This window comes from Klebsiella sp. BDA134-6 (assembly GCF_015601345.1).
Lineage (GTDB): Bacteria > Pseudomonadota > Gammaproteobacteria > Enterobacterales > Enterobacteriaceae > Klebsiella > Klebsiella grimontii.
In genome coordinates this window covers 4,369,285-4,388,286 of sequence record NZ_CP064784.1, presented here as the reverse complement: position 1 = coordinate 4,388,286, position 19,002 = coordinate 4,369,285, and the positions used below count along the sequence as shown (strand labels likewise).

Here is a 19,002-nt window from a genome sequence, read left to right as displayed (position 1 = left end):
TTCACATGAGGTCAGTGAGGCTGGATGGTCAGGGTCGGCACCTCGATGACGGTGGGTTCATTGGCGTCCAGCGCAGTTCGTAGTGCCGCCTTGAAGCTGTCCCGGGTATCGGTGTGTACGGCCTTGACCCCATAGCCTTTGGCAATGGCACAGAAGTCCAGGCCGGGAACGTCAAGGCCAGGGGAGTCCTCGGCCTTGAGCACCCCGGCAAACCAGCGCAGGGCACCGTAGGTGCCGTTCTTGAGGATGATGAACACCACGGGTACCCGGTATTGCGCGGCCGTCCAGAGCGCGGTGATGCCGTAGTTGGCAGAGCCATCACCGATCAGTGCGACAACTCGGCGCTGCGGTTGGGCGAGCTGCACGCCAACGGCGGCCGGCAGGCCGAAGCCCAGGCCACCCGCTGCCGGGAAGTAATAGCTGCCTGGATGACGCAGGTTCATGCGCTGCCAGAATGCCGTGGTTGTCGAGGTTGATTCCTTGACATAGATGGCATCGTGCGGGGCGACTGCATCGAGTACATCGAACAGCGTTTCCGGGTGCAGGTGGTGCGGCTCGTCGGTGACACACTCAGGCGCAGCGAGTGCTTCTGGATACGGCCGGGACTGCTGGACGACTTCTTCGGCCAGCACGCGCAGGGTTTCCTTGATGTCGCCGACCAGCGCATGGCCCATGGGTGCTCGTGCAGCCTCTAGCGGATCGGAGGTGATGTGCAGCAGTTGCGCCCCGACCGGCAGGTAATCACCGGGGGCAAACTGGTGATAACGGAACACCGGCGCACCCACCACGATGATCAGGTCATGGCCTTGCAGGGTCTTGCTGATGCCAGCGATAGCCGCTGGCAGCACGCCCCGGAAGCTGGGGTGACGGGTAGGGAACGGGCAGCGCGACGCCGACGGGGCGATCCAGACGGGCATGCGCAGCTTGTCAGCCAGGGCCACTGCGTGGTCGTTGGACAGCGTCGCATCGACATCGGGGCCCAGTACCAGCACCGGATTGCGTGCGTCTTGCACTTGCTGGACCAGCACCTGCAGTTGCCGAGCGTCTGGCGTACCTGCCGTCTGCACGTCGCGCTCGATCAGGTGCTCGACGCCGGGTCCCGAAGGCTGATCCCAGTCATCGTAAGGAATCGACAGGTACACCGGTGCTTTCGGCGTGGTGTTCGCATACTGGATCGCCTGGCTCAGGGCACGCGGTACGTCCTGGGCGTTGGCTGGTTCGTAGCTCCACTTCACCAACGGCTTGGGCAGTTGCGTAGCATCTACGTTGGCCAGCATGGCCTCTACCCCGATCATCGGTCGCACTTGCTGACCCGCGGTGATCACCAGGGGGCTGTGCGAGTACCAGGAGTTGGTCAGCGCGCCCATACCGTTCCCCGTGCCTGCCGCAGCATGCAGGTTGACGAACGCCGGCTTGCCGCTGGCCAGCGCATAACCGTCGGCCATGCCCACCACCGCACCTTCGTGAAGGCCGAGTACGTACTGAAAGTCTTCCGGGAAGCTCTTCAGGAACGGCAGTTCGTTGGAGCCGGGGTTGCCAAAGATGGTGGTCATGCCGTGGCGGCGCAGTAGCGCATATGCAGCGGAGTGAATTGTTTTCATAAAGTTAATATTTAGTAAATGTCATGTAGTTCAACTGTAGAGAGATGACTAAAATCGATCAAATAAATACTTTGACTTCAGCGCATAAACACTATCTATATACAACGGGAGATTAGCCAATGGCCGGTTTCGACCTCAACCTGATCACGACTTTCGTCACGCTCTATGAAACCCAGAGTGTCACCGTGGCTGCTGAGCGACTCTGCGTGACTCAGCCATCAGTGAGCTATGCATTGGCCAAACTCAGGGAACAGTTCGATGACGCCTTATTCGTACGTAACCAACAAGGCATGCAACCTACGCGGCTGGCTACTCAGCTCTATGAGGGATTCAAGGAAGCCAGCCGTAGCATCAATGATGCCGTTTCCGAGGCACGCAAATTTTCCCCATCAACCTCAAAGCGACGTTTTCGCCTTGCCTTGTCGGATTTGGGGGAAATTGCTTTGCTGCCAAGAGTGCTCGACCGTCTCAACCAGATGGCGCCGAGTATCGAGCTTGACATCGTGCCGCTTGAGATCGACCAGGTCGCAACATGGCTGAACGATGGGCATATCGACGCGGCTATCTGTAGTCAGATATTGCCGGGGGCCGGCATTACCCACCAAAGGCTGATGAGCGAGCAATACTGTTGCCTGGTCGATGACGCTCATCCACGTATTGGCACGCAGATGAACATGCAGCAATTTCTCGCCGAACCCCATGCAATTGTCACCCGAACATCCGGCCATGGCATGGTAGAAGACGTCCTGAAAAAAATGGCCGTCGAGCGCCGAGTGCGGCTACGCATCCCACATTTTTCGGTACTGCCAAAGATCATCCCCGGGACTGAGATGATCACTATCTTGCCCTATCGCATTGCCTGGAGCTTTTGCGAATTTCCAGGAGATAAGCCATTGAAAGTCGTCGATCTACCTTTCGAGGTACCATCTTTCGAAGTGACCCTGCACTGGCATTCGCGAAGTGAAAAATCCACTTCGCTGAAGTGGTTCTGCGAGCAGATTGAGGCTGCACTTGGTGAGCCTTAAGACCGCTACCGGCAGATTCTGTTGAAAAAGTAGCGACCTCTCCGTGCCGACGGCAGAATCACTCTGTCGGTGAACGCGGGGACGAACAGCATGATGGGACCGCTACCGGGTGGACGGCTGCGCCTGTCCTACTCGTTCAATCTGGAAGACCATATCCCAGTCCAACACCTCCTGCGCAGTATCGACCAGTGTCTGGATCTGCGTGATCTACTCAGCTACCTTGCGGATTTCTACAGCTCCATCGGACGCCCCTCGATCGACCCAGAGTTGATGATGCGGATGCTGGTCATTGGCTACTGCTAAGTGGGCGATCGCTAATGGAGACAGGGATTTGTCCCGCGTAGCTCTCTCCGTTCTGGCAAAGGTAGCAGTCGTAATATCGCAAGATTTAAAGTGCTTAGTCGATGACCCTGCTGTCGTTACTTTGCCCTGCCACCAAGCATACCGCAGCAATATTGATTACCAGCGGCTTAGGTACTGGTGCCGTGAAAGTCGCAAGATCGTTATCGTTTACCAGGATAGAAACGGTATCGAGACGCAGCGTACCGTCTGGCCGTTCATGATGGGCTTATGTCACAGGAGCGCAAGTGGTGATCGCATGGTGTGAAATGCGTGAAGACTTTAGGGTATTCCGAGACGAGCGGATCAAGGTCGTCAAGTTTTGTGAGATGCAATACCCAGTCCTCACAGCCGTACTACGTAGAGACTGGATGCAGCGTCAAGCGCTGTTGGCAGTTCAGACAGGCTCTCAAAAGTGATGTTGATCCTTTATGGTATTTGTCATGGTTTTAAAGTTTTTCGTGCCTTGTAGGCTTCGGATTTACTGGTCTGTGCGGGGCTATTGATAATTGAGTGGGAATAAATTGTATTCTTTGCGTTAATTGAATAAAAAATAATGCCATTAGTGATTGACGTCATTAATGGCATTTTTCATAACAATATCGCCGGATTACGGCATTCCCTGAGACGATAAATACGGTTTGTCTTACCGAGAAATCAAAAGTCACAGGGGTCATACTGTCAGCCCCGTTCTTCAATCGCCGCGGGCGAACTCTCACGTTGATACCATGCAATTGACATCGCCAGGCCGAAAACCACCAGCGCCAGCGCGGCGGAAATCGCTAAACTGCCTCTCATCCCAAGATGATGATTCAGCCACGCGTAGGCAAACGGCGAGGCGGCGGCCAGCAGCTGCGCGGGAATCAACAAAATGCCGGTTCGCCGGGCATAATCCTCCGTGGCGAAAAGCTGCAGCGGCAGGGTGGCTTTAAATACGGTCGTCAGGCCGTTGATCGCGCCGTAACCCAGAACAAATCCACCAGCCCCCCAGGAGAGATATGACCCGCTCAGACCGAGCGCAAAGCAGAGCGGCATCGCCAGGGTGGTCAATATCGTTAGCCTTAACGGCGTAAGGGCGGAACCGGACGCGACTTCGAGAAAGCGCGCGCCGGTTTGCCCAATCCCCCACAGCATTCCCACTGCGACAGGCAGCCCAACGCTGGCGATAAACTCCGGAAGATGCGTCGAGGTACCGTTGGAAACGAAGGTCACCAGCGCAATCAGCGACGCGTAGAGCAGGGCGGAGCGCTTATCGCGGCCAGATAGCCGCTGGCGTTTAATCGCCAGCTGGGGTGGCGGCAATTTATTATTTGGCATTTTCCACAGCAGCATAGCGCTAAGCAGGCCGAACAGGGCATAGATCAGCAGCGCATGCCGCCAGTCCATCTGCGTCAGCAACCCTGCGCCGAGCGGCCAGAACAGAGCCGAAGCCAGCCCTCCGGCCAGCGTCACGCGCGAGATGATGAGTCTGGCGCTTTGCCCATAGATATTGACCAGCGCGGCAAACAGCGCGTCATAGAGCGCCAGGCGCATGCCGAACCCGGTCAGGGCCCAGGCGGCGAACCAGGCCGACAGGCTATGGACGTAAGCCATGATCAGGCAGCCTGCTGAAATCATCAGCGTACCTGTGACCACTATCCGTTGGCCGCCAAAGTGGGCCAGTAGCCGGGCGACAAATGGGGAGAGCATTGCCATCATGAGCATGGCGATAGTCAGGCCGAAGTAGATTTCCGTTGCGGCCCAGCCGGTCTCTTGGGCGATAGCTCTGGCGAAAGTGCCGGGCATATAAAACGATATTCCCCAGTTAATCAACTGGTTGCACCCGGCGGCAAGGGTGACAAAGCCCGGCGCGGAGAGTGATTTTGCAGGTGTTTTCATGATCGTCCATTTTGTTACGCTGTTGTCGGCAGCATACCCTGCACGCTATTGTGGAGGCAGGCCGGTCCATTTATGACCCTTATAAGAGAAACTTTGTGATGACGACGCTCAATCTGGGAAATCTGGCGACGTTCCGCCTGGTGGTACAGCGCGGAAGCTTCTCAGCCGCAGCTGACCTGCTGGGGTTGTCGCAGCCCGCGGTAAGCCTGCAGGTACGTCAGCTGGAACAATTTCTGCAGACCAGACTGCTTGAGCGCACCGGGCGAGGCATTAAGGCGACGGCGGCGGGAATCGCTTTGCTGGCGCATAGCGATCGGATTGAGCAGACGGTGAGCGCGGCGGTGCAATCGGTTAGCGAATTCAACCGTGAAATTAGCGGTTCGGTGACGCTGGGTACCGGGGCAACCGCCTGTATCCATCTATTACCTCCGCTGTTGCAGAAGCTGCATCAGGATCATCCTCTGCTGACGGTCAGGGTCACGGTTGGCAATACGCTGGAGGTCGTTCGGGCTATCGAAGAGAATCGGCTCGATCTTGGGCTTTGTACGCTACCGGCGAACGGACGCAGCCTGGCGGTAACGCCGGTATTAAATGAAGAGTTTGTCTGTATCTTCAGCGATGGGCAAGACGAGCTGTCCTCGCCGCTGACGCCAGAGATTCTGCAATCATTGCCGCTAATTGCTTTTGAAGCGGGTAGCGGAACCCGGGATCTGATTGACGGCTGGTTTCGCCATAATGGACTAATGGTCGTGCCCGTCATGCAGTTAGGCAGCATTGAGGCGATTAAGCGCATGGTGCGCGCGGGACTGGGATACAGCATTGTGCCGCGTATGGCGGTAGAGCATCCGCAGGATAGCATCGGCCTGAAGGTGCAATCGTTGACTCCGCTGCTGTATCGTCAGCTAGGCGTCGTTATGCGCCAGGATAAAATCATCAGCAAAGGCATTGCTGAATTGCTGCGTTTGCTACCTCAAATCGGTTGCTGAACGCGGTACGCAGCGCTTATTTTTGTACGGGCGTTTTCAGCGAGTCGGCAGGTTCAACAGTAATGGTGGATTGCTGCGACTGCTTCTTATCCTGATGATGATACCAGGCGCCGATGGAGGAGTAGACAAAGCGTCCAAAGAAGAAGATAAAGCTGATAAGCAGTACGATACGGGTCATGCGACGGTTAAATCGATGTCGTTTACGCATACTGGGTGCCTGACTCACAAAAGGTTCCTTAAAGTATACCCAAAGGATGGGCGATGTGCGTATTAAGGCACAGTAAAGCGGAAGGGTCAATTGATGAGAATGTAAAAATCCCAAGGCTAAAACATTAATAAATGTTATATAAGATAATCCTCGTATTTACATGCTTTCTGCTTATCGCAGATTGATGTTAAAAAAAAAGCATTATTAATATTAGCCTCGAGATTTCTTGATTTATATCAATCGTCTATTTTTTTCGACATCTAAAATCATCAGCAAGTTACGCGTTGTTATTCCTTGCGCGATTATGATGGTTGGTTGGATGCCTGCCTGAATATACCCTGCAGGATTTAGGGTTATCCGTAGAGCATCTATGAAAATAATTAAACTATACAGACAATATCGGGATAAATGGTGGGCGTTGCCGCTGATCTTGCCCATTCTTTTACTCCCTCTGGCAAGATGGGCTAACACCGATGCATTACTCAATGGTAATGAAGTTTATCTTTACTATTTACCCCTGGCGTTAGTACTGAGCCTGATGCTGTTTTTCGGCTGGGCCGCTTTGCCGGGCATCGTTCTCGGTTTGTTACTTACCATTACGCGCGGCATGACGCTGGAAGATTCCATCGGCGTGATTTTTCATTTTCTTATTCCGACGGTTCTTTGCTGGGGCGGGTATCGCGTTTTTGTCCCGCGCAGGCAGCAAATCTCGCACGGTAATGTGCGACTGATGCCTCAACGTTTATTCTGGCAGATGCTGCTACCATCACTGATCTTTCTTATCCTTTCCCAACTCGCCGAGTATTTGGGGATCCATCCGCGCGCAACCGGTTTGATTGGGGTCAACCCCTTAAGTTTGCGTTCGCTTATCACCTTTCAGGCCCTGATGGCCGGATGTTTGACCGGCGTGCCGCTATGCTACTTTCTGATTCGAATTATCCGCAACCCGCTCTATATTCGGGGTTTTGTTTCTCAGATTCGCCTGCAGATCGATCCAAGAATAAAGCGCTTAGAATTTATTTTATGGGTGGCAGTGCTGATCTTTTTATTGGTGCTGCTATTAATGCCGTTGAATAGTACGAGCACTATTTTTAGCACGAATTATACCTTGTCCTTGGTTATGCCCGTGATGCTGTGGGGGGCGATGCGTTTTGGCTATCGCTTCATTTCATTGGTTTGGTCCCCTATATTGATTGTTATTATCCACTTTCATTATCAATATCTCCCGCATTCACCGATTTACAGTAATCAGCTAGCTATTATCTCCTCAAGCTATCTGGTGTTTTCATTTATTATCGCCTATATGGCGATGCTGGCGACGCAGCAGAGAATTTTTTATGCGCGCATGCACAGGATGGCCTTTATGGATCCGGTTGTACGCTTGCCCAATATCCGGGCGCTAAGTCGGGCGTTAAATAAATTCTCCTGGTCAGTGGTGTGCTTCTTACGCATTCCCGAGCTGGAAATATTGGGCCGCCATTACGGCGTTCTGTTGCGTATTCAGTACAAACAACTGCTGGCCGAGTCGCTCAGCGAGCTATTGCAGCCTGGTGAGGATATCTATCAGATGGCCGGGCACGAGCTGGTTATCCATCTGCACAGTGAAGACCATCAGCAGCGAATCCCCCTGCTGTTTGACCACCTCAAAAAGTTTCGCTTTGTCTGGAATGGTATGCCGCTGCAGCCGCCCGTGGGACTCAGCTATTGTAACGTTCGCTCTCCGGTGACGCATCTGCATTTACTGCTTGGAGAACTCAGCGGCGTGGCTGACCTTTCCCTGGCGACCGGAAGTCCTGAAAATTTACAGCGCCGTGGCGCCATTAATACGCAGCAGGAGCTGAAAGACAAAGTCACGATAATGAATCAGCTGGTAAAGGCGCTGGAGCACGATCGCTTTATTCTGATGGCACAACAGATAGTCGGCATCCGGGGGGATAGCTATCATGAAGTTCTGCTGAGAATGCTGAATGACAACGATGAAATCATCATGCCTGATGTCTTCTTACCGGTGGCGCACGAGTTTGGACTGTCGGCGCGCATCGACAGTTGGGTCCTCGAACATACGCTGATCTTTATGGACAAGCGGCGCAAAAAGCTTCCTGGAATGCGTCTGGCGATAAATATTTCACCTTTTTCTGTGAGTAACAGCCATTTCCATCAGCAGGTAAAAACGCTGCTGGAGCATTATGACATCGAACCCTGGCAGATTATTTTTGAGCTGACGGAGAACCATTCGCTTACCAATCCCGAGCAGGCACGGAAAACCCTGGCGCAGCTTCAGGACCTGGGCTGTCGGGTCGCGATTGATGATTTTGGCACCGGCTATGCCAGCTATGCGCGGCTGAAAACGCTGAATGCGGATTTGTTGAAAATTGACGGCAGTTTTATTCGTAATCTGGTGACCAGCAGTCTGGACTATCAGGCCGTTGCCTCTATTTGCCTTCTGGCGAGGATGAAAAATATGCAGGTGGTGGCTGAATATGTCGAAACGCCAGAGATTCGTCAGGCCGTGGTTTCACTGGGGATCGATTATATGCAGGGCTATGATATCGGCAAGCCGGCCCCGCTTGAGGCGTTGGTTGAGGATGAATAAGCGAATGGGCCGGATTTTCCGGCCCATATGAGTGAAGCTAGCTTGCCGCGTCAGGCTTCTCTTCTTCGCTGATTTTCAGCCACCAGTCAGGTACGCCTTCCCAGTACTCCTGCTCTTTTTCCAGATCGAGCAATACCAGCGCATTCTGGCTAAACCAGTCATGCGGGAAGGTCAGCGTCCAGTGGTTCGCCTCGGTTTTCAGCGTAAGGGTTGGCGGCGTGGTCGTCGCCTGTCGCTGGTTATTCAGCAGCACCCCAAGGCGCAGCAGCTGTATTAACGGCAGAAACTGCTTTTTCTTAAACAGCGTAAAACGCGGTAAATCATCCAGCTTAATCGCTTTACGGTGATAGCGAACTAAGGTGGCCATCAGCATCTGCTGTTCCTGATTAAAGCCCGGCAGATCGCTGTTTTGCAGGATGTAAGCCGAATGGCGGTGCATGCCGCTGTGGTTAATATTTAAGCCGACTTCATGCAGCATGGTCGCCCATTTCAGCAGCGCCGCCAGATGAGGGTTCGCAAGCTTGGGATTCTGCTCCTGCCATTGCTCAAAAATATGCGTGGTGGTCTCCAGTACCCGACGCGCCTGCTCGCGGTCGATATTGTACTGGTTCGCCAGACTTTGTGCGGTGCGGCTACGGATATCCTGGTGACGGAAACGTCCTTCCATCTCGTACAGTACGCCTTCGCGCAGCGCGCCGTCGGATAAGCGCAGCTCTTTAATCGCCAGCGCGTCAAACACCCCGCAAAGAATCGCCAGGCCGGGAGCAAAAACGGCTTTACGATCTTCCGAGAGTCCAGGCAGGCTCAGCGAGTCGAAGTTTTTATACTTCAGTAGTTCTTCGACCAGCATCTCAAGGCGCTCTGGGGTGATAAAGCCGTCTTTCTCACCCATGGCCACCAGCACTTCGTGAGCGGCTTTAATGGTGCCCGATGCGCCGAGGGCGACGTTCCACCCCTGGATGCGGAACTGCCAGGCCAGGGTTTCCAGCTTTTGCACGGCCGACAGACGCGCGCGCTGGAAATTCTCTTTGTTGATGACGCCGCCAGCAAAGTAGGCCTGAGAGAAGCTCACGCAGCCCATACGGCGGCTTTCCACCAGACGAGGCTCGAAATCCTCGCCGATCACCAGTTCGGTAGAGCCGCCGCCGATATCGATGACCAGCTTACGCCCTCGCTCCGGCTGCGTATGCTCCACGCCCATAAAAATCAGACGCGCTTCCTCGTTGCCGGGGATGATTTCAATGGGGTAGGGGATGACCTGCTCCGCGCGCTTAAGGAACTCTGCGGCGTTTGTCGCCTGGCGCAGCGTGTGCGTGCCGACGATGCAGACGCTTGACGGGTCAAAACCCTGCAGGCGCTCGGCGAACAGCGACAGGCAGTTCAGCCCGCGCGTCATAGCCTCTTCGCTCAGTACAGAGTTTTCATCCAGACCATCGGCCAGATGTACCCGCTGTTTCAGACGACCGATGATCTGCATAGCCCCGTCAACGACACGGGCGATCACCATATGAAAACTGTTCGAACCGAGGTCGACCGCAGCGAACTCCTGCGGCCGAGGGGCATTTTCGTTTATTGGCATAGGTTAGTCGGGCTGTTCAAGTGATTTGAGGTAGTCGTATATCGCCATCTGTGCACGGACTTTGCGGCGATTGCCGCGCGGCACGTAGCGATTGCTCAGTTCTTTATCAAGATAGCGCGCTTTCACTGTATCGTTGAAGAGGAGATCGAAAATATCCAGCACCCGCTGCTTCAGGCGCGGATCCAGCAGCGGCGCGGCCACTTCGATACGATAGTCAATATTGCGCGTCATCCAGTCCGCGGACGATAGCCAAACCTGTTTATCGCCGCCGTTTTCAAAGCAATAAACGCGGTCATGCTCAAGGAAACGGTCAACAATGCTGGTCACGCGAATATTTTCGCTGATTCCTTCCAGACCGGGGATCAGCGAACACATACCACGAATAAGCAAATTAACCGGCACGCCGGAGCTTGAAGCGGCGTAGAGACGATCTACCAGACCTTTATCGACCAGGTTGTTCAGCTTCAGCATGATGCCCGACGGCTGACCATTTTGCGCGTTGGCGATTTCACGATCGATCATCTCATAAAGCAGACGACGTGAGTTTTGCGGCGACACTAGCAGATAATCGAAGCTGACCGGGCGGTAGGGGTTTTCAATAAAGTTAAATACCCGGCGGACTTCATTGGTGATGCGCGCATCGGCGGTCAGCAGCGAGTAGTCGGTATAAAGCCGCGCGGTTTTTTCGTTGAAGTTGCCGGTGCCGATATGCGCATAGCGCACGACTTCATCGCCCTCTTTTCGCGAAACCAGGAACAGCTTGGCGTGGATCTTGAGGCCCGGCGCGGAGAAGATAACGTGCACGCCGGCTTCGGTCAGGCGCTTAGCCCAATGAATATTGGCTTCTTCATCGAAACGCGCCTGCAGCTCAACGACCACCGTCACTTTCTTACCGTTGTGGGCGGCATGAATCATCGAATCGATAATACGTGAATCTTTCGCGACGCGGTAGATGTTGATTTTGATAGCCAGCACGCTTGGGTCGAAAGAGGCCTGGCGCAGCAGCTCAAGGACGTGTTCGAACGTATGGTACGGGTAGTAAAGCAGCACGTCGCGTTCGCGGATTGCGTCAAAGCCGTTGCGGAATTTATCGAACCACAGATGACGCAGACGCGGCATCGGTTTGTTGACCAGATTCGCTTTGCCCACGTTGGGGAAGCCGATAAAGTCTTTAAAGTTGTGGTAACGACCGCCCGGCAGCATCGAATCGTAGTTGGAGATGGAGAGCTTATCGCGCAGCATTTCGACCATTGCGTCGGGCATATCGCGCTGATAAACGAAGCGCACCGGCTCGGCGGTCAGACGCTGTTTCAGGCTGGAGGACATCAGCTCCATCAGGCTCGATTCCATCTCGTGCACCAGATCGTATTCGGCGTCACGGGTCATTTTCATCGAGTAGGCGTTCAGCGCGTCGTAATCGAAAAAGCCCTTGAAGATATCATCCAGGCAGTAGCGCAGGATGTTATCTAGTAAAATCATCGGTTTGCGCCGGCGAGGCGCTTCCGGCGGCAGGTTAACAAAACGCGGCACCTTGTCAGACGGAATCTCAAGCAGCGCGTAATTAATGGTATCTCCGCGGATAATTTCGACGGCCAGGTAGGTGTAATCATCCTTCAGAAACTGCACTAAATCCGTTTCGCGGTTAATCAGGATTGGCGTGATGTGCTGACGAAGATACAGCTTGAAGTAGTTACGCAGCCAGGACTGCTGGTTGACGGAGAGCTGGCGTTCGTTGATCAGGAAAATCTGGTTACGCGCCATTTCCAGCAGCAGCTCGTTGTATAAACCGTCAAACTCCTGATCGGCCTTGAGCACGCGAGCCTGGATTTTGCCTAGCAGGTGACGTGAGTGGGCGGTACTGCCTTGTTCTTCGCTAATGATGATGCGGCGCTTAAGCTCGGCGAACCGCACTTTATAAAATTCATCGAGGTTATTGGAGTAAATCCCCAAAAAGCGCATGCGCTCGATCAGCGGATTGCTTTTGTCCGCCGCTTCCTGAAGTACGCGTTCGTTAAAGGACAACCAACTGAGTTCTTTTTCGATGTATAGCTTTTCCTGGCCCATTACAGCTCACACTCCGTTTTACTCACAGGACATAGACTATTATGACGAAATTTTCCGCATAGCGATTCACTCTGTCACAACTATATGACAGTAAGAAGAACTATTTCTTCAATATGATTGATTGTTAAACGATTTTAATCAAAAAAAAGCCCCGCGTGGATAAAACGCAGGGCGATGGGTTACTCTTCGGCGGCGTAGCCTTGCGGCGGTAGCTTTATTTCATCAAGCCAGGCTTCGTTTCCTTCCGCGCGCAGGCGGCCATCGACAAACCAGCTGATTGCCAGGGGATAGATATCGTGTTCCTGAGCTTGTACTCGGGCGGTAATGTCGTCTTCGGTATCTTCAGCGAACACCGGTACCTTAGCCTGCAGAACCACCGGGCCTCCGTCCAGCTCATCGGTCACAAAATGCACCGACGTCCCGTGCTCCTCATCGCCATTTTCCAGCGCCTGGCGATGGGTGTGCAGCCCCGGATATTTTGGCAGCAGGGAAGGGTGGATATTCAGCATACGCCCCTGATAGTGGGCGACAAACGCCGGGCTAAGAATCCGCATGTAGCCGGCGAGAACCACCAGATCCGGCGCGTAAGCGTCGATCTCGTGCATCAGCTCGCGGTCGAAAGCTTCCCGGTTGGCAAACTGGCTGGCGGCGAGCGCGTGTGCCGGAATATTGGCCGCGCGGGCGCGCTCAAGGCCGAATGCGTCGGCCTTGTTGCTGAAGACTGCACGCAGGGTGCCGTTGATTTTTTTCCGGGCGCAGGCGTCAATAATCGCCTGAAGGTTGCTACCGTTACCGGAAATCAGCACCACGATGTTTTTCATTCAATAACCACACGCTGTTCGGAATCAGAGGCTTTGATATACCCTATTTTCCATGCGCTTTCACCTTTGTCGTTCAGGAAGGCAATGGCTTTATCCGCTGCTTCCGCCGGCAGCGCGATAACCATGCCGACGCCGCAGTTAAAGGTGCGATACATTTCGTGGCTGCTGACGTTACCGGCGGTTTGCAGCCAGTTGAATACGTCCGGCCACTGCCAGGAGGATTCATCGATGACTGCCTGAGTGTTGTCCGGCAGCACGCGCGGAATGTTTTCCCAGAAGCCGCCGCCGGTCAGGTGGGCGATGGCGTGCACGTCGACGTTGGCAATCAGGTCGAGTACGGATTTCACATAAATTCGGGTCGGCGCCAGCAGATGGTCGGCCAGCGGCTTACCGTTGAGATCGGTGGTTTGCGGGTCAACGCCGCTGACTTCGATAATTTTGCGCACCAAAGAGTAGCCGTTAGAGTGCGGGCCGCTGGAAGCCAGCGCCACCAGCACGTCGCCATCGGCCACTTTGCTACCGTCGATAATTTCTGATTTTTCTACCACCCCAACGCAGAAACCGGCCACGTCATAATCTTCGCCGTGGTACATGCCCGGCATTTCCGCCGTCTCGCCGCCCACCAGCGCGCAGCCTGACTGCAGGCAACCTTCGGCAATGCCGCTGATTACGCTCGCCGCAGTATCGACATCCAGTTTGCCGGTCGCGTAGTAATCAAGGAAGAACAGCGGCTCTGCGCCCTGAACCACGAGGTCGTTTACGCACATAGCGACCAGGTCGATACCGATAGTGTCGTGACGCTTCAGGTCCATCGCCAGACGCAGCTTGGTGCCGACGCCGTCGGTGCCGGAGACCAGAACCGGTTCGCGATATTTCTGCGGCAGCGCGCACAGCGCGCCGAATCCGCCCAGTCCACCCATCACTTCCGGGCGGCGGGTTTTCTTCACCACGCCCTTAATACGGTCGACGAGAGCGTTGCCTGCATCAATATCCACGCCGGCATCTTTATAGCTGAGAGAGGTTTTATCGGTCACTGCGAAGTCTCCACGCGTTTGCGGTAGCAATAAAAAACGGCGCAATTCTAACAGGGATAGCAAACGTTTGCGAGCCTGCTTTGCAGTCGACGTTAAACGGCCGTTAAGTGCGCAAATTTGATACTGTTCACGAAAATGAAACCGGGTACATTCTTCTGCTTGCCAGCGTTGCTGGGAATAATCATCATGCCAATGAAACCGGTTTCTTTTGTGCTGCAAGCAGAGAGAAACCGCGAATTTGATGGATTCTGGAGGAAAGCTGAGGATGAAAATTGCCGCATTTGATATCGGTGGCACGGCGTTAAAAATGGGGGTAATGACGCGCGAAGGCACGCTGCTGGAGAAAGGAAAGCAGGCCATCATCGACAGCGACGGCGACCAGATCCTGCAGGCAATGCTGGCGTGGATCGCCGCGCATCCGGCGTGCGAAGGGGTGGTCATCAGCGCGCCCGGCTACGTTAACCCGCATACCGGCTTTATCGAAATGGGCGGCGCCATCCGTAAATTCGATAACTTCGCCATCAAGAGCTGGCTTGAGCAGCAGCTGCGCCTGCCCGTGGCCATTGAGAACGATGCTAACTGCGTGCTGCTGGCCGAGCGCTGGCGGGGTAAAGCTGCCGATATGAGCAACTTTCTGGTCCTGACCATCGGTACCGGCATCGGCGGGGCTATTTTCTGTAATAACCAACTGGTCCACGGCGCGCGTTTCCGCGCCGGGGAGTTCGGCTATATGCAAACCGCGCGTCCGGGTACCCGCGATGTACGGCGCTATTCGATGAATGAAAACTGCACGCTGCGCGTGCTGCGCCATCGCTACGCTGAGCATATCGGTAAGGCGCTGGAAGAGGTGACCGGCGAAGAGATTTTTGACCGCTACGATGCGGGCGACGCCACCTGTCGACGTCTGGTCGCGGAATTCTTTAACGGCCTGGGCACCGGGCTATATAACCTCGTCAACTTATTCGATCCGCAAACGATTTTGATCGGCGGCGGGATTGTGGAACGGCCGGGTTTTCTGTCGCTGCTGCGAGAACATCTGGCCTGGTTTGGCATTGCGGAATATATCGACACCGTTAGCCACGGCAACGATGCCGGGCTGGTAGGCGCGGTTTACCATTTCAATCAGCAATACCGGTCGCATAGCGGCGACTGCGCATAGGGAGAGAACATGTCCGGATTTAAAGAAGGTTTTCTGTGGGGCGGCGCGGTGGCGGCGCATCAGCTGGAAGGCGGCTGGAAAGAGGGCGGTAAAGGGGTGAGCGTCGCCGACGTGATGACCGCAGGCGCGCACGGCGTACCGCGCGAAATCACCGATGGCGTGCAGCCGGGGAAAAACTACCCCAACCACGAAGCGATTGATTTTTATCATCGCTATAAAGACGACATTAAGCTGTTTGCCGAAATGGGCTTCAAATGCTTCCGCACCTCCATTGCCTGGACGCGCATCTTCCCGCTGGGCGATGAGCAAGAACCTAACGAAGCCGGGCTGCAGTTTTACGACGACCTGTTCGATGAGTGCCTGAAGCACGGTATTGAGCCGGTAATTACGCTCTCCCACTTCGAAATGCCGTACCATCTGGTGACGGAGTATGGCGGCTGGCGTAACCGTAAACTGATTGATTTCTTCGTCCGCTTTGCCCGGGTGGTGTTTGCCCGCTACCAGCATAAAGTGAAGTACTGGATGACCTTCAATGAGATCAATAACCAGGCCAACTTCCACGAAGATTTTGCGCCGTTCACCAACTCCGGACTGAAATATCTGCCGGGTGAGGACCGCGAGCCGGTCATGTTTCAGGCGGCGCACTATGAGCTGGTCGCCAGCGCGCTGGCGGTTAAAGCCGCCCGCGAAATTAACCCGTCATTGCAGATTGGCTGCATGATCGCCATGTGTCCGATTTACCCGCTGAGCTGCGCGCCCAACGACATGATGATGGCGATGAACGCCATGCATCGCCGCTACTGGTTTACCGACGTTCACGTGCGTGGCCGTTATCCGCAGCACCTGTTGAACTACTTCGAGCGTCGCGGTTTTGCGCTGGACATCACCGAAGAAGACCGCGTAGCGCTGACTCAGGGCTGCGTCGACTATATCGGCTTTAGCTACTATATGTCGTTTGCCACGAAAGCAACGGATGATAATCCGCAGCTGGATTATGATGAAAGCAAGAGCCTGGTTTCCAACCCGTACGTGCAGAAGTCAGACTGGGGCTGGCAGATTGATCCGGTCGGGCTGCGCTACTCCCTGAACTGGTTCTGGGACCATTACCAGCTGCCGCTGTTTATCGTTGAGAACGGCTTCGGCGCCATCGACGTGCGCGAAGCGGACGGATCGGTAGACGATCAGTATCGTATTGACTACCTTTCCGCCCATATCGCCGAGATGAAAAAAGCGGTAGTTGAGGATGGCGTCGACCTGATGGGCTATACCCCGTGGGGCTGTATCGATCTGGTTTCCGCGGGAACCGGTGAGATGAAAAAACGCTACGGCTTTATCTACGTGGATAAAGATAATGAGGGCAACGGCACGCTGGCGCGTAGCCGTAAGAAATCTTTTACCTGGTATCAGCAGGTGATCGGCAGCAACGGCGAAAAGCTATAAAACTGCCGTAAAGCCCCATTCAGCCCCGCCTTCGCGGGGTTTTTTTATTTTGTCTTATACTGGCTCAGGCAGCGTAAAGCATTTTGGTTGATCCCGGTCAAACATATCGGCTATGGCGTAAAAGGTAAAAGGCGGTATAATCCGGCGATTTTTTTTGTGGCTGCCCCTCAGAGGAGAAAGAGAATGAAGATCGTGGAAGTGAAACACCCACTCGTCAAACACAAGCTGGGCCTGATGCGTGAGCACGACATCAGCACCAAACGCTTCCGTGAACTCGCCTCAGAAGTTGGCAGCTTACTGACTTATGAAGCAACTTCCGATCTGGCGACTGAAAAAGTCACCATTGAAGGCTGGAACGGCCCGGTTGAAATTGAGCAGATCAAAGGCAAGAAAATTACCGTTGTGCCGATTCTGCGCGCGGGTCTGGGAATGATGGAAGGCGTGCTTGAGCACGTACCTAGCGCACGCATCAGCGTGGTGGGCATCTACCGTAACGAAGAGACGCTTGAGCCGGTTCCTTACTTCCAGAAGCTGGTATCCAATATTGACGAACGCATGGCGCTGGTGGTTGACCCGATGCTGGCAACCGGCGGTTCAATGATCGCCACCATCGACCTGCTGAAAAAAGCGGGCTGCAGCAGCATTAAGGTGCTGGTTCTGGTGGCGGCGCCGGAAGGCATCGCCGCGCTGGAGAAAGCGCATCCGGACGTTGAGTTGTACACCGCGTCCATTGACCAGGGCCTGAACGAGCACGGATACATTATTCCGGGGCTCGGCGACGCCGGCGATAAGATTTTTGGTACGAAATAATTGATGAAGTAGAAAAAGCCGACTTTGAGAGTCGGCTTTTTTTTGAATAAAACACACCAACAGCAATCAACAAACGACTCTCAGAGGAAAATGCTATGACGCGCCGTGCTATCGGGGTGAGTGAAAGACCGCCGCTTTTACAGACAATCCCGCTTAGTTTGCAACATCTGTTCGCCATGTTTGGCGCAACGGTACTGGTGCCCGTTCTGTTCCATATCAACCCGGCCACGGTACTGCTGTTTAACGGCATCGGAACGCTGTTATATCTTTTCATCTGCAAAGGCAAAATCCCGGCTTATCTTGGATCGAGCTTTGCGTTTATCTCCCCGGTACTGCTTTTGCTGCCGCTGGGTTACGAAGTCGCTCTCGGCGGATTCATCATGTGCGGCGTGCTGTTTTGCATCGTCTCCTTTATCGTCAAAAAAGCAGGAACCGGCTGGCTGGACGTGATGTTCCCGCCGGCGGCGATGGGCGCGATTGTCGCGGTTATCGGCCTGGAGCTGGCGGGCGTGGCGGCGAATATGGCCGGTCTGCTGCCCGCTGACGGACAATCGCCGGACAGCAAAACCATTATTATTTCGATGGTGACGCTGGCGGTGACGGTTTTCGGTTCGGTGCTGTTCCGCGGTTTCCTGGCGATTATCCCGATTTTAATCGGCGTCCTGGTCGGCTACGCGCTCTCCTTCGTGATGGGCGTCGTCGATACCACGCCAATCGCCGAGGCCCACTGGTTTGCGCTGCCGACCTTTTACACCCCGCGCTTTGAATGGTTTGCGATTTTCACCATTCTGCCCGCCGCGCTGGTGGTGATCGCCGAGCACGTTGGACATCTGGTAGTAACGGCCAATATCGTCAAGAAAGATCTGATCCGCGATCCGGGCCTGCATCGTTCAATGTTTGCCAACGGCCTGTCTACGGTGATCTCCGGCTTCTTTGGCTCAACGCCAAACACTACCTACGGCGAGAACATTGGCGTGATGGCGATCACCCGCGTCTACAGCACCTGGGTTATCGGTGGCGCGGCGATCATCGCGATTCTGCTCTCCTGCGTCGGCAAGCTGGCGGCGGCGATCCAGATTATCCCGCTGCCGGTAATGGGCGGCGTCTCGCTGCTGCTGTACGGGGTCATCGGCGCTTCGGGTATTCGCGTGCTGATCGAATCTAAAGTCGATTACAACAAGGCGCAGAACCTGATTCTGACCTCCGTTATCCTGATCATCGGCGTCAGCGGGGCGAAAGTACATATCGGCGCCGCTGAGCTGAAAGGCATGGCGCTGGCGACCATTGTTGGCATCGGTCTGAGCCTGATCTTCAAGCTGATAAGCGTGCTGCGTCCGGAAGAGGTGGTCCTCGACGCTGCGGATAGCGAAGAAGCGAAACATTGATCCCTATACCGGGCGGCGATCCCGCCCGGTTCTCTCCTTGCCTATTTCTGTGCTAAACTCTCCGCGTTTTTCTGCAAGCC

Annotated in this window: 14 protein-coding genes and 1 pseudogene; 8 read left to right on the top strand and 7 right to left on the bottom strand. The window is 54.6% G+C overall.

The annotated features are described in order from the left end of the window. Window positions 1-11: 11 nt before the first annotated feature. A complete protein-coding gene (mdlC, locus tag IYV58_RS20200) occupies window positions 12-1,601 on the bottom strand; it encodes a benzoylformate decarboxylase (protein WP_004123521.1) in 1,590 nt (529 codons plus the stop codon). Between the two features lie 119 nt (window positions 1,602-1,720). Here mdlC and IYV58_RS20195 point away from each other — a divergent pair, with 119 nt between their 5' ends. Both IYV58_RS20195 and IYV58_RS20190 read left to right on the top strand, forming a co-directional pair. Continuing rightward, window positions 1,721-2,626, top strand: a complete 906-nt coding sequence (locus tag IYV58_RS20195; protein WP_004123517.1) for a LysR family transcriptional regulator — start codon at window positions 1,721-1,723, stop codon at window positions 2,624-2,626. Between the two features lie 90 nt (window positions 2,627-2,716). Next, a pseudogene (locus tag IYV58_RS20190) lies at window positions 2,717-2,926 on the top strand (IS5/IS1182 family transposase); the annotation flags it as partial. A gap of 720 nt (window positions 2,927-3,646) precedes the next feature. Here IYV58_RS20190 and IYV58_RS20185 read toward each other — a convergent pair. Continuing rightward, a complete protein-coding gene (locus IYV58_RS20185; RefSeq protein WP_195729216.1) occupies window positions 3,647-4,843 on the bottom strand; it encodes an MFS transporter in 1,197 nt (398 codons plus the stop codon). A 98-nt stretch (window positions 4,844-4,941) separates the two neighbouring features. Here IYV58_RS20185 and IYV58_RS20180 point away from each other — a divergent pair, with 98 nt between their 5' ends. Beyond that, window positions 4,942-5,829 carry a LysR family transcriptional regulator gene (locus tag IYV58_RS20180; protein ID WP_004123509.1) on the top strand — a complete coding sequence of 296 codons (888 nt, stop codon included), beginning with the start codon at window positions 4,942-4,944 and terminating at the stop codon, window positions 5,827-5,829. A gap of 16 nt (window positions 5,830-5,845) precedes the next feature. Here IYV58_RS20180 and IYV58_RS20175 read toward each other — a convergent pair whose 3' ends face one another. Further along, the gene (locus IYV58_RS20175; protein WP_004123505.1) at window positions 5,846-6,037 is read right to left on the bottom strand and encodes a YfgG family protein; all 192 of its coding nucleotides are present in this window, start codon (window positions 6,035-6,037) and stop codon (window positions 5,846-5,848) included. 370 nt (window positions 6,038-6,407) lie between these two features. Here IYV58_RS20175 and IYV58_RS20170 point away from each other — a divergent pair, with 370 nt between their 5' ends. Then, entirely contained in the window at window positions 6,408-8,630 is a 2,223-nt protein-coding gene (locus IYV58_RS20170) for an EAL domain-containing protein (RefSeq protein ID WP_004123503.1), read from the top strand. 37 nt (window positions 8,631-8,667) lie between these two features. Here IYV58_RS20170 and ppx read toward each other — a convergent pair whose 3' ends face one another. The 4 genes from ppx to purM form a co-directional block, all read right to left on the bottom strand. Then, window positions 8,668-10,209 carry an exopolyphosphatase gene (gene ppx / locus IYV58_RS20165; RefSeq protein WP_004123501.1) on the bottom strand — a complete coding sequence of 514 codons (1,542 nt, stop codon included), beginning with the start codon at window positions 10,207-10,209 and terminating at the stop codon, window positions 8,668-8,670. 3 nt (window positions 10,210-10,212) lie between these two features. Continuing rightward, complete coding sequence (gene ppk1 / locus IYV58_RS20160) at window positions 10,213-12,273, bottom strand: polyphosphate kinase 1 (protein WP_004123499.1); 2,061 nt, start codon at window positions 12,271-12,273, stop codon at window positions 10,213-10,215. Window positions 12,274-12,452: 179 nt separating this feature from the next. Beyond that, window positions 12,453-13,094, bottom strand: a complete 642-nt coding sequence (gene purN, locus IYV58_RS20155) for a phosphoribosylglycinamide formyltransferase (RefSeq protein WP_004123497.1) — start codon at window positions 13,092-13,094, stop codon at window positions 12,453-12,455. Further along, the gene (gene purM / locus IYV58_RS20150; protein WP_049114485.1) at window positions 13,091-14,128 is read right to left on the bottom strand and encodes a phosphoribosylformylglycinamidine cyclo-ligase; all 1,038 of its coding nucleotides are present in this window, start codon (window positions 14,126-14,128) and stop codon (window positions 13,091-13,093) included. The genes purN and purM overlap by 4 nt, the downstream gene beginning before the upstream one ends. Before the next feature lie 265 nt (window positions 14,129-14,393). Between purM and bglK the strand changes: the two genes are divergently transcribed. The 4 genes from bglK to uraA all read left to right on the top strand — a co-directional run bounded on the left by bglK (window position 14,394) and on the right by uraA (window position 18,922). After that, a complete protein-coding gene (bglK, locus tag IYV58_RS20145; protein WP_195729215.1) occupies window positions 14,394-15,287 on the top strand; it encodes a beta-glucoside kinase BglK in 894 nt (297 codons plus the stop codon). A gap of 9 nt (window positions 15,288-15,296) precedes the next feature. Continuing rightward, window positions 15,297-16,727, top strand: coding sequence for a 6-phospho-beta-glucosidase (locus IYV58_RS20140; RefSeq protein ID WP_139529066.1), 1,431 nt, complete (start codon window positions 15,297-15,299; stop codon window positions 16,725-16,727). Between the two features lie 183 nt (window positions 16,728-16,910). Continuing rightward, window positions 16,911-17,537, top strand: coding sequence for a uracil phosphoribosyltransferase (gene upp, locus IYV58_RS20135; RefSeq protein WP_004123492.1), 627 nt, complete (start codon window positions 16,911-16,913; stop codon window positions 17,535-17,537). Between the two features lie 95 nt (window positions 17,538-17,632). Beyond that, window positions 17,633-18,922, top strand: a complete 1,290-nt coding sequence (gene uraA, locus IYV58_RS20130) for a uracil permease (protein WP_004123491.1) — start codon at window positions 17,633-17,635, stop codon at window positions 18,920-18,922. Window positions 18,923-19,002 lie beyond the last annotated feature (80 nt).

Coding starts and splice junctions, on each gene's coding strand:
- mdlC (WP_004123521.1), bottom strand. CDS start 1,601: ATGAAAACAATTCACTCCGCTGCATATGCGCTACTGCGCCGCCACGGC.
- IYV58_RS20195 (WP_004123517.1), top strand. CDS start 1,721: ATGGCCGGTTTCGACCTCAACCTGATCACGACTTTCGTCACGCTCTAT.
- IYV58_RS20185 (WP_195729216.1), bottom strand. CDS start 4,843: ATGAAAACACCTGCAAAATCACTCTCCGCGCCGGGCTTTGTCACCCTT.
- IYV58_RS20180 (WP_004123509.1), top strand. CDS start 4,942: ATGACGACGCTCAATCTGGGAAATCTGGCGACGTTCCGCCTGGTGGTA.
- IYV58_RS20175 (WP_004123505.1), bottom strand. CDS start 6,037: ATGCGTAAACGACATCGATTTAACCGTCGCATGACCCGTATCGTACTG.
- IYV58_RS20170 (WP_004123503.1), top strand. CDS start 6,408: ATGAAAATAATTAAACTATACAGACAATATCGGGATAAATGGTGGGCG.
- ppx (WP_004123501.1), bottom strand. CDS start 10,209: ATGCCAATAAACGAAAATGCCCCTCGGCCGCAGGAGTTCGCTGCGGTC.
- ppk1 (WP_004123499.1), bottom strand. CDS start 12,273: ATGGGCCAGGAAAAGCTATACATCGAAAAAGAACTCAGTTGGTTGTCC.
- purN (WP_004123497.1), bottom strand. CDS start 13,094: ATGAAAAACATCGTGGTGCTGATTTCCGGTAACGGTAGCAACCTTCAG.
- bglK (WP_195729215.1), top strand. CDS start 14,394: ATGAAAATTGCCGCATTTGATATCGGTGGCACGGCGTTAAAAATGGGG.
- IYV58_RS20140 (WP_139529066.1), top strand. CDS start 15,297: ATGTCCGGATTTAAAGAAGGTTTTCTGTGGGGCGGCGCGGTGGCGGCG.
- upp (WP_004123492.1), top strand. CDS start 16,911: ATGAAGATCGTGGAAGTGAAACACCCACTCGTCAAACACAAGCTGGGC.
- uraA (WP_004123491.1), top strand. CDS start 17,633: ATGACGCGCCGTGCTATCGGGGTGAGTGAAAGACCGCCGCTTTTACAG.